Origin of the sequence: Mesorhizobium sp. M2A.F.Ca.ET.067.02.1.1 (assembly GCF_004023285.1) — a bacterium.
Lineage (GTDB): Bacteria > Pseudomonadota > Alphaproteobacteria > Rhizobiales > Rhizobiaceae > Mesorhizobium.
The window spans coordinates 1-8948 of record NZ_RZSB01000182.1 but is presented as its reverse complement, the minus strand read 5'-3'; the positions used below and the strand labels follow the sequence as shown (position 1 = coordinate 8948).

The window sequence follows — 8948 nt, the reverse complement described above, 5'->3', positions numbered from 1 at the left end:
GCTGCCCGAGCGCTTTAACAAGTTGGAAACAGGGGCCTCAGCATCTATCAAGTCTGATTTCTGAGGTTTGCCCAGAAGCTTTTGGAATGCTGGCGCAATGCGCGGCCAAGGCAATGTTCCGACAGCCCAATCCCATGTCGAAATGCCCTGTCGGAGAGCCGGATTTCAGCTCCCAGGCCGCATCGGTGGCCGGGGACGCGCCGGCTTCCGAGCCGAGCTCTCCCAACTGGCCTGCGCCATAGCCAAAAGGACGGTGTGAACATTGATTATTTCCAACCCTGCGTGCCAGCGTTCGTGTATTCAGTATTCAATCTGGAGTAAGCCTGCTGTCAAGAGAAACATTCGTGACCTCTGCGCCTCCGGGAAGCGGTTTTTAAAGGCGTTTTCTCCACTTTGATGATCGGGAGACGAACGTTGACAGCTCGAATCGCAAATTGCATACTGAATGCGATTTGATCACTGATCCCTTGCGAGTTTCGAGGTCGTGGGGGCTGGCTTGGCGGTCCTTGAGCTGATGGCGAAATGACGGAAAAGAAGAACAGGCTGATCCTGCATTCGTCAGTGGCTTGGCACGTGCCCCTTGTCATGGATATCGATGTGGCGCGGGCGGTCGGTTTCGACGGCATAGATCCATCAACCAGGAAACTGCGGGGCTTCCTCGATGCAGGGTTCACCGAACAGGAACTGCTCGCCAGGCTCGACGGCATCGACATACCGGGTTTCGGCGCCGTCTTCGATATTGAGAGGGGAGGCGCGTCAGAAGCCGATTTGATGATGGAGGCGGAGAATACCTTCAGACTGGCACAACTCGTCGGGGCAAAGGGCATACAGGTGATGACGGGCCCGGTGGATGTCCGGGCAGTTGTTGCGCATGCCAAGGGTGAGCACACTGATCTCTACAAAGGGATGCTCGGCCTTCCTCGCCAGGAGCAGATCGCGGCCACCGTCAAGAACCTCTCTCGCATCGCTGACCTTGCCGCGCAGTTCGATCTGCTTCTCTATCTTGAGCCGATGTCGTGGACGCCGCTGAACAAGATTGCCGACAATGTGGAGATCATCGAGCGATCCGGCCGCGACAATATCCGATTGATTGTCGACTATTGGCATTGTTTCACAGCCGGTGACACCCCTGATGTGGTCGCCCGTCTGAGCAAGGATCTGCTGTACGGCGTTCACATAAGCGACTCGCGTCCTTTTGCCGCCGGCATCCCGATCGAGGATGATTTGCGCGACATCGAGATGGGATCTGGTGTCATCGATCTGAAATTGTGGACGGACGCTGTCAAGGCCACCGGATACGACGACTGGTGGGGTTGCGAGTCCTTCAGTCGGAAATGGCATCAGGAAAATGCCTATGAGATCGGACGAGAAGTGCACAGGCAGATGAAGCAACTGGTGCAGGGCTAGCGGTTTTCTCGGTCGTCGTTCGGGGCTCCGCTGCCTGGCGCTGGCGCAGCCAGCAATCACCTTTACCGCAATTTTGGCTGGGCGAATCTCATCTAGCCGCCGATCCCGCAGTAGGAACACCCGTGCGATCAGACTGCCAGGTCTTTCGGCGGTAAGCTTCGGGAACATTCTGGAAGCATACCGGCCAAGGAAACGCTAATTAGCCGACCGAGGTGTCTCCAAAATTCGTCGACGACAAGAACCTCAGGCACGATGCTGTAGCAGATCTCCGCGCCGGTGGCTCTAGCCCGCCTGGGCTCAAGAAGACGCAATCGGCTTGCGACCAGGGACGTTGACTAGCTTAGTTTGGCATCGCGACTCCTCAGCCGTAAGGTGGCGCGTTGCAGGCCAAATTCTGTATCCTGTCGGCTGGATGCAATCTGATCTCGGTGCTAATATGAACTCGATTTAGCGTTGGAGGTCGGGAAAATGTCGAGGCTTATGGTGGCAATGACCTTCGTCCCAAGCTCATGCGATTTTGGGACTTACGGTCACGAGCGGCTGTGGGATGAAGTTCCTGAGCGAGGAAGGCGACCTTAGCAGCGTTTTTCGTGTTGTTCCGACATTTCCGTGGAAGACCCAAAGCGACATCCAAGCCGACTTGTTGAAGGCCACATCTGAACTGCTCGCGGATTGCACCTGCCAAGCCAACGGCCAACAAGTGCATCCACTAGCACCCTTGCCAGTATTCAGCAGCCTCTCCATTATTCTTCAAGCGATTCGAGGCTCCGACCGAAAAGGAAAATTATGCAGGAGGTTGAGCGCAACATACCCTTGGGCGAGCGGGTCTATGACATCATCAAGAAGATGATCACCGATGGCGAACTACCCCCCAACCAGGTGGTGCCTGAGAGTGTTTTGGCCAAGCAACTCGGAGTGAGTCGCTCCCCCGTCAAGGCAGCACTTACCCGCCTGCAGGAAGACGGGCTGGTTGTAGGAGAAGCATGGAAGGTACCCTACGTCGCTCCGCTTGACGCGAAATATGTCAGCAACGCGTATCAGGTCCGTAAGGCTTTGGATTCGCAGTGCGCGATTCAGGCTATTGGAAACATTCCGGCCGCACGGATCGAAGAATTCGGAGTTTTGCTCGACAAGGCGCAGCAATCATTGGATACCGACGATCCTTCGCCAGTGAGGAACGCGTTTTTCTTTCTTCAAAGTATGTTGCGTGAATACTGCGACAACGATTTGCTCCGAAGCATGCAGGGCAAGTTGAATGATCATCTGACTCGTATCCGGACGATTATCCATTCCACGAATGACGGCGAATGGCTGAAGATTGAGTACTGGATGCTGAAGGATCAACTCGAGGCATTGAGATCTCGAGATTCCGCTCGTCTCGTAGCAGCCTTGAACAATCAGCACGATCAATTCGTACGGTGGCTTTTCAAAAATTGGAGCCTCTAGAAGAGGTCTCTGGCGATCGGTTGGCGTGGCAATATCGTCCGACATCTCTGTGGCGGCTGCGCCGCCCCTGATTGGCCCGTCGCTGCGTCGAATTCGCCGCTAAGACAGGGCACCGGGCCTTGAGCGCGGTCAGAAACGGCTTTGGCTTGTGAGCTCATGCGGCGGCAGCACAGCCCGACAGAATGAGCCGGCGTGCCGTGCGCTGGCCGCCAGGGCTAGGCTCGCTTCCGCCGATCCCGCCACGGCTTGGCAACGCCCCGTTTGTTCGGGGCGCGCTGTCAGTACGTGAGTTCAGCTCTACTCACCGTGCCCAATATCGTGATAACTCGAAGCATACGAGAATATTGCAGGCAAGCCTCCCGTGTGCAGGAAGACGGCCCGGTCAGATTTGTTGAGCCGCCCGCTTTGAATATCACCTACCAAACCAGAAAAGCCTTTTCCCGAATAGACCGGATCAACAAGAATACCTTCGGTTCGGGCGAGCAGCGCGGCGGTCTCTTGCGCGGCTGCCGCGGGTTTGCCGTAGTCGTCTCCGACGAATTCTGTAGAGTTGTTGATGCGCTCGGGACCGAGGTCCAGCCTGAAGCCGAGCAGTTCGGCAGCCGCGCAGCATCGGCTGGCGATTTCGTCAGGGGACTCATAGGCCTCATTACGTGCATCCATCGGATTGATGCCGCAGATTTTTACGCCATGACCCAGCAATTCGACAGCGGCCTGAAGGCCAGCCTGTGTACTGACTTGTGAAGTGACGTATATGTGGGAGGGCAAAGGTTCGCCCAGAGTTTCGAACTGCTCCACGAGTTCAAGATAGGCTCCGATATATGCGACCGCCGCAAGGGTCAGTGCGCGCTCGGCACCCATGCCGAGTATCATCGGCCTGCGGCCGCTGGCCTCAAGCCGTGCGGCCATATCCTGCTTAGCCTGCTTTGTCGAAGCACTGGCTTCGATCGGGACGATCGTTGCTCCGAACCGACGCGCGATCAACTGATTGCCCTGCACGTGCTCGAATTGGGCGTCTTTGCGCGGCATTAAGATGCACTCAATTCCAAGTCGGGCCGCCGCGGCAGCCAGTTGGCGCGACTGGTTCGATTGTGAGGCAGCCCCCTGGATCACCACGTCCACGCCGCGGCTCAGCGCATCCCCAAGAATGTATTCGTGCTGACGGACCTTGTTGCCGCCAAACGCCAAGCCTGTGCAGTCGTCGCGCTTGAACCAAATTTTTGGGCCGCCCAGTTCGGCCGCCAGTCTGGGGCAGGGATCAAGCGGTGTCGGGAGATGTGCTAGGCTGGCACGTGGCAGTTGCGCCAGCGCTCCGGCAATATCGGCCCTTGAAACAGGTGGCACGGGATGCGACATCGGTTATCCCAATCGAGAAAGAGAGATCAGCTGAATTTCAGCTCGTTATGAAAGCCGAACGCCGGTCGAGCGGTCAAAAAGGCTGAAGCGCGATGCATCTCTGTGAAGGCGTGCCTGCTCGGGCGGGCGCCATTTCCTCTTCAAGCTGCAATACGTCGACATTCGTAGAGACAGCACCGGCGGCGGATCGTTTCTTGTCCTTTCCGGTTTCGTTACTGCAAGGTCTGTCTGGCGATGAGCAAAGCCAGCAGGTCTTGTTCTTCGGCGGACAAATCCGTCAGCGGCGCGCGAACCGCCCCTGCATCAAAACCTTTCAACCGGACTCCGGCCTTGATCGCCGCCACCGCGTAGCCCTTGGCGCGATTGCGGATTGCCATGAACGGATAGAAGAATTCGTTGAGCAGGGCTTCGCAGCGGGCACGTTCGCCGGCTCGAAGGGCGCGGTAGAACTCCTGAGCCAGGGCCGGAACGAAATTGAACACCGCGGACGAGTATGTCGTGAAGCCCGCGCCAAGATAGGCTTCGGCAAAGAGCTCTGCCGTGGGCATCCCACCAAGGTAAGTGAGCCTGTCACCGAGCTTTGCGGTAATTTGCCGGATTGCTCCGATATCACCGGTGCCATCCTTGAAGCCGATCAGGTTGGGACAGGCATCGCAAAGGCGTGCCAGCGTATCAGCCTGGATGACGGAGTTGTCACGGTTATAGACCATGACGCCGATATCGATCGACTGACAGACCCTGCGAACGTGCTCGTACAGTCCTTGCTGCGGAGCATCGATCAGATAGTGCGGCAAAAGCAGGATGCCGTCGGCGCCCGCCTTCTGTGCGGCCTTGGCGATGGTGACAGCGATCTCCGTGCCATAGCCGCATCCCGAAACGATTGCGGTGTCGCCCGCCGCCTCCTTGGCTGCTCGGACGACTTGGGGGACTTCCTCAGGCGTCAACGAGAAGAACTCGCCCGTGCCGCCTGCTGCGAAGAGCACAGGCGCCTCGAAGCTCGAGAGCCAGGAAACATGCGATTTGTAGCTTTCGGGAGCGAAGCGGCCCTGAGCGTCGAAGTGGGTTACTGGAAAGGACAGCAAACCTGATCCCAGAGCAGCTTTTATATCGGTTGGCGTCATTGCATCCTCTTTTTTTGGCGGGCGTTCGAAGAAGGTGGTCAGGGGAGCGGCCATGGCGCTGCATGTGCGAATCGGGTCACATCGAGCACGGCCTTGCCGCGGAACCCGGACTGCAAAACGGCCGCGGCCGCAGCAGGCAAGGTCTCCCATGGTTGACGCAGCTGGATGCAAGTCGTGAGCGCGCCGCGCTGCAGAAGCCCGAGCAATTGTGTGAGCAGCGCCCCGACATGACGTTCGCCGATGGCGAAGCCCTGAATTGTGCCGCTGGTTTTCATCAGATGGTCGAAATTGGCGAAGACCGCGTCTTGCCCTGCGCTCCAGCCCACGGACTGCAAACTGCCGCCAGCATTGAGCAGGCCTGCTGCCTGCACGAGGGACGGGCCGCCCAAGGTTTCGATGACGAGATCTGCGCCCTTGACGTTGCCAAGGTCGGTGAAAACATCATTGGCTCCCAGCGAGACAAGAAGCTCGCGATCGCCTTCAGCGCGCGTAACGGCGCTGACCCTGGCGCCTCCAAGACGCGCCAGTTGAACCGCAAACTGTCCAACGCTGCCCGATGCACCGGTGATGACTACCGATCGCCCCAAGATGGGACCCCCGCGCTTGAGAACGGCCAGAGCGGTCGTGGCGGCGGTGGCCAGCGTTGCGGCACGGCCGATATCGACATCCGCGGGAATGACGGCGACATCCCTGCAATCGGCAATGCGACATTGCGCCCAGCCGCCGGCGAGAGCACGTGCAACCACTCGCGTTCCTAGCGGCAGCCCTCGTGCCCCGGCTCCAACCTGGCTGATCACACCTGCCGTATCCCAGCCGGGGACAATGCCTTCGGCAAATCCCCCATGAATCGCGCGCCGCGATTCGCCGCGATTGAGCGCGATTGCGCCAACATCGATGGCGACCTCGCCCGGACCCGGGCTAGGACGGGTTCGCTCCGACAATCTCAACCCAGTTGGGGTCGCTTCATAAGCAAGCATAGGCGCATCACTCCGACAGGATGGCCCGGGGTAGCCGGGAGAGACGCTCGGGGCCGGTTTCGGTCACAACGACTGTCTCGCTGAAGGCCAACTGCGGCGTATGCAGGACGACATGGAAGACCATGTTGGGCGCGAACGACCAGGTTTGGCCCGGGGCCATGATCCGGGTGTGGTCGCTGACACGGGGCACAGCCTGATAGCCGAGCGTGTAGCCGGTGATCTGGGTAAAGACTGTCTTCAGCCCTTGGCGCAGCACCTCGCCGCGGCAAATGGCGTCGACGTCGCCCCCATTGGCGCCTGGAAGCATCGCGGCAATCTGGCGGTCCTGGATCGCGATCATTTGCCGGGCGAGGTCCACGGCCGCGGCGGCTGTCTTGCCAACGACTACTGGCCGAACAAGGCGTGCGCTATAGCCACGATATTGCGGCGTGGCCTCTACAAACACCCGCTCGCCCTGCGCCCACGGCGCTCCTGTAACCCCGCCTATCAAGGCGTCCATGCCGGTCATCCGCCCCAGGATGGCGGCCCGGGTGTTGTCCGCGCCGTGACGGATGGAAACCTCGTACATTGCGGCAAGACTGTCGCGGTCGCTCACTCCGGCTTTGATCGAGCCGGCGCCGATGGTCACGATGTGGTCGGCGATGTCTGCCGCACGGCGGATATATGCCAACTCAGCGGGCGACTTGATCAGTCGGTGTTGCCAGATCACGCCTGAGAAGTCGACTATCTCCATGCCCGGATTGCCGGCACGGATCTGGTTCAGCCGCGCGATCGTCAGGATGTTGCTGTCTTTCTCTATCGCAAGGCTTTTCGGGGCCAGTCGCGCAATGGCGCTGGTCACCCGAGCGTGCGAATCCTCGTCGTCGGCAAATGTTTCAAAAGACCTCGACCAGGACTGATCGAGGAAGGTGCCAAGATCGAGTTCGCGAACGATCAGCCAGGGTTCCCCCTCCACGGGGATCAGGGCAGCCTGGTAGCGGGCCGCGGTCGCGAGATAGCCGAAAAGGTAGGCCAGATGATCTATCTGGTCGACAAGGAGCATCTCTGCCCCGCGCAGTTCCATCTCGGACCGGATCGCGCGAAGGCGGGCCTGGTACTCAGCCTGCTCAAAATCCAGGGGGCCGCTCGTCGAGTAGCCAGCCCCGGGGGCCTGGTTTTTCATGCGGGCTCCTGTCCAGCTTGGTGCTCAGCTCGATAGTTCACGTCCGCGCTTATGGGCCACATCGACCGTTGCAAACGACGGCGAGGCAACTTGCTTACGTCTACGGGCGAGAGCCCCGGCGGGTCTGTGGTGACGATGCGGGCGCAGCGCGGCTCGAACCAGGCCTTGAAATGCTGGCTCGATTTCAGCGCCACGATCGGAAATTGGGTGATATCGATTCCAGCCTTGATGAAGGGGCCATCATCAAGTGTCTGTCGGCGCCCACTGGACACGACCACGTCGACGCCGCCGATGCGCAATGTCGCCAGAAGACCCAAGTCGATCGTCTCGCCGGTTCCCATAGGGCTCTTGACCCGGAAGAGTCCGTGGTTGAGGCCAAGAACCTGTGCATCGGCTTTAATGGGATGGCCGAGAAGGGCATCGCTGTGCCCACCCAGGTGGACATTGATGCGCGCGCCGACCCCGGCCGCGGCCGCCTGCGCTACTGTGGCGGGGTCGAAGATGTGTGAAAAGCAGGACCGTGCGCCCGCCGCGATGAGAGCCGACAAAAGATGGGTCCCGTCCCCGGGGCTGCCGGCGCCGGTGTTGTCGGAAAACTCATTGATGACGATGGTGCGTCCATCTCGCATTGCCTCTTGGATCGCACCTTCAGGCGGCAGGCTCGGCACCTTGATCTGGTCCCGTCGCTCCCAAAGGGCGGCGGCGATACGCCGCGCCAGTCGCCGGGCGTCATCGGTTCCATTGCGGCGGGCCACGACGACCACCGATGCACCAATGCAAGGCACGTCTACATAGGGAAAGCCGTGCATGACACGCGCGCACGCGACGTCTTCCTGCTTTTCGATCTCGGTGCAGAGGCCGTCGAGCTCGACAAATGCCGGCAAGCTGGTCGGAACGGGTGGGAACAGCATCGGGACCTGTTCGATCGCCGTTTCGAAGTCGGTTCTCGAGAACACGATCTCGCAAAGACATCGGGCCGCTTCCACCCCGCGCTCGTACTGGTCGATGTGGGGATTGAGCCGCACCGGGAACAGCGCCGAGCAAAGATCACCCAGGCGCTGACGGATGTTGCCGTGAAGGTCCAGGGTAGCCACGATCGGGATTTTATCGCCGAGACGTTGACGCAGCGCGGCACACAAATCCTCCTCAAGGCTGTCAATGTCCTCCACGACGCCCGCGCCGTGAATTGATAAAAGAAGCGCATCGAGATCCGAAGCCGCGGCCTGCTCGACCAATTCCTCACGCAGCGCGACATAAGCCTCGCGCCGGATCGTGCCGGATGGTGTGGCTTCAGCGTAGAGCAACGGGACGGCATCGAAGCCGAGCGCGCCGGTCTCCTCGATCAGACCACCAAGATAGGTGCGCGCACCGTGGCTGGACGAAGAGATCTCAATGCCGCGCAGGACCTGAAAATCAGCCAGCCCTGTCGGGGCAGCAAATGTATTGGTTTCGTGGAAAATCCCGCCGATGCCGACCCGA

General features: G+C 59.7%; 7 protein-coding genes. 2 read left to right on the top strand and 5 right to left on the bottom strand.

Translation table 11 applies throughout. The features are described 5' to 3' along the window. Positions 1 to 522: 522 nt before the first annotated feature. Positions 523 to 1407 (top strand): sugar phosphate isomerase/epimerase family protein, encoded by an 885-nt coding sequence (locus EOA28_RS14895; protein WP_128315003.1) that lies wholly within the window; start codon positions 523 to 525, stop codon positions 1405 to 1407. A 786-nt stretch (positions 1408 to 2193) separates the two neighbouring features. After that, entirely contained in the window at positions 2194 to 2853 is a 660-nt protein-coding gene (locus EOA28_RS14890) for a GntR family transcriptional regulator (RefSeq protein ID WP_127875738.1), read from the top strand. A 297-nt stretch (positions 2854 to 3150) separates the two neighbouring features. Here the strand turns inward: EOA28_RS14890 and EOA28_RS14885 are convergent, their stop codons facing one another. From EOA28_RS14885 to EOA28_RS14865, 5 genes are all read right to left on the bottom strand, one after another. Next, the gene (locus EOA28_RS14885) at positions 3151 to 4209 is read right to left on the bottom strand and encodes a pyridoxal-phosphate dependent enzyme (protein WP_128315002.1); all 1059 of its coding nucleotides are present in this window, start codon (positions 4207 to 4209) and stop codon (positions 3151 to 3153) included. A 212-nt stretch (positions 4210 to 4421) separates the two neighbouring features. Beyond that, entirely contained in the window at positions 4422 to 5330 is a 909-nt protein-coding gene (gene kdgD, locus EOA28_RS14880; RefSeq protein ID WP_127406319.1) for a 5-dehydro-4-deoxyglucarate dehydratase, read from the bottom strand. A 38-nt stretch (positions 5331 to 5368) separates the two neighbouring features. Further along, entirely contained in the window at positions 5369 to 6307 is a 939-nt protein-coding gene (locus tag EOA28_RS14875; RefSeq protein ID WP_128315001.1) for a zinc-binding dehydrogenase, read from the bottom strand. A 7-nt stretch (positions 6308 to 6314) separates the two neighbouring features. Continuing rightward, positions 6315 to 7469, bottom strand: coding sequence for a Xaa-Pro peptidase family protein (locus tag EOA28_RS14870; protein ID WP_128315000.1), 1155 nt, complete (start codon positions 7467 to 7469; stop codon positions 6315 to 6317). Next, a partial coding sequence (locus tag EOA28_RS14865) for a M81 family metallopeptidase (RefSeq protein WP_148670720.1) occupies positions 7466 to 8948 on the bottom strand: 1483 nt, incomplete at its 5' end. The genes EOA28_RS14865 and EOA28_RS14870, both read right to left, overlap by 4 nt.

Coding starts and splice junctions, on each gene's coding strand:
- EOA28_RS14895 (WP_128315003.1), top strand. CDS start 523: ATGACGGAAAAGAAGAACAGGCTGATCCTGCATTCGTCAGTGGCTTGG.
- EOA28_RS14890 (WP_127875738.1), top strand. CDS start 2,194: ATGCAGGAGGTTGAGCGCAACATACCCTTGGGCGAGCGGGTCTATGAC.
- EOA28_RS14885 (WP_128315002.1), bottom strand. CDS start 4,209: ATGTCGCATCCCGTGCCACCTGTTTCAAGGGCCGATATTGCCGGAGCG.
- kdgD (WP_127406319.1), bottom strand. CDS start 5,330: ATGACGCCAACCGATATAAAAGCTGCTCTGGGATCAGGTTTGCTGTCC.
- EOA28_RS14875 (WP_128315001.1), bottom strand. CDS start 6,307: ATGCTTGCTTATGAAGCGACCCCAACTGGGTTGAGATTGTCGGAGCGA.
- EOA28_RS14870 (WP_128315000.1), bottom strand. CDS start 7,469: ATGAAAAACCAGGCCCCCGGGGCTGGCTACTCGACGAGCGGCCCCCTG.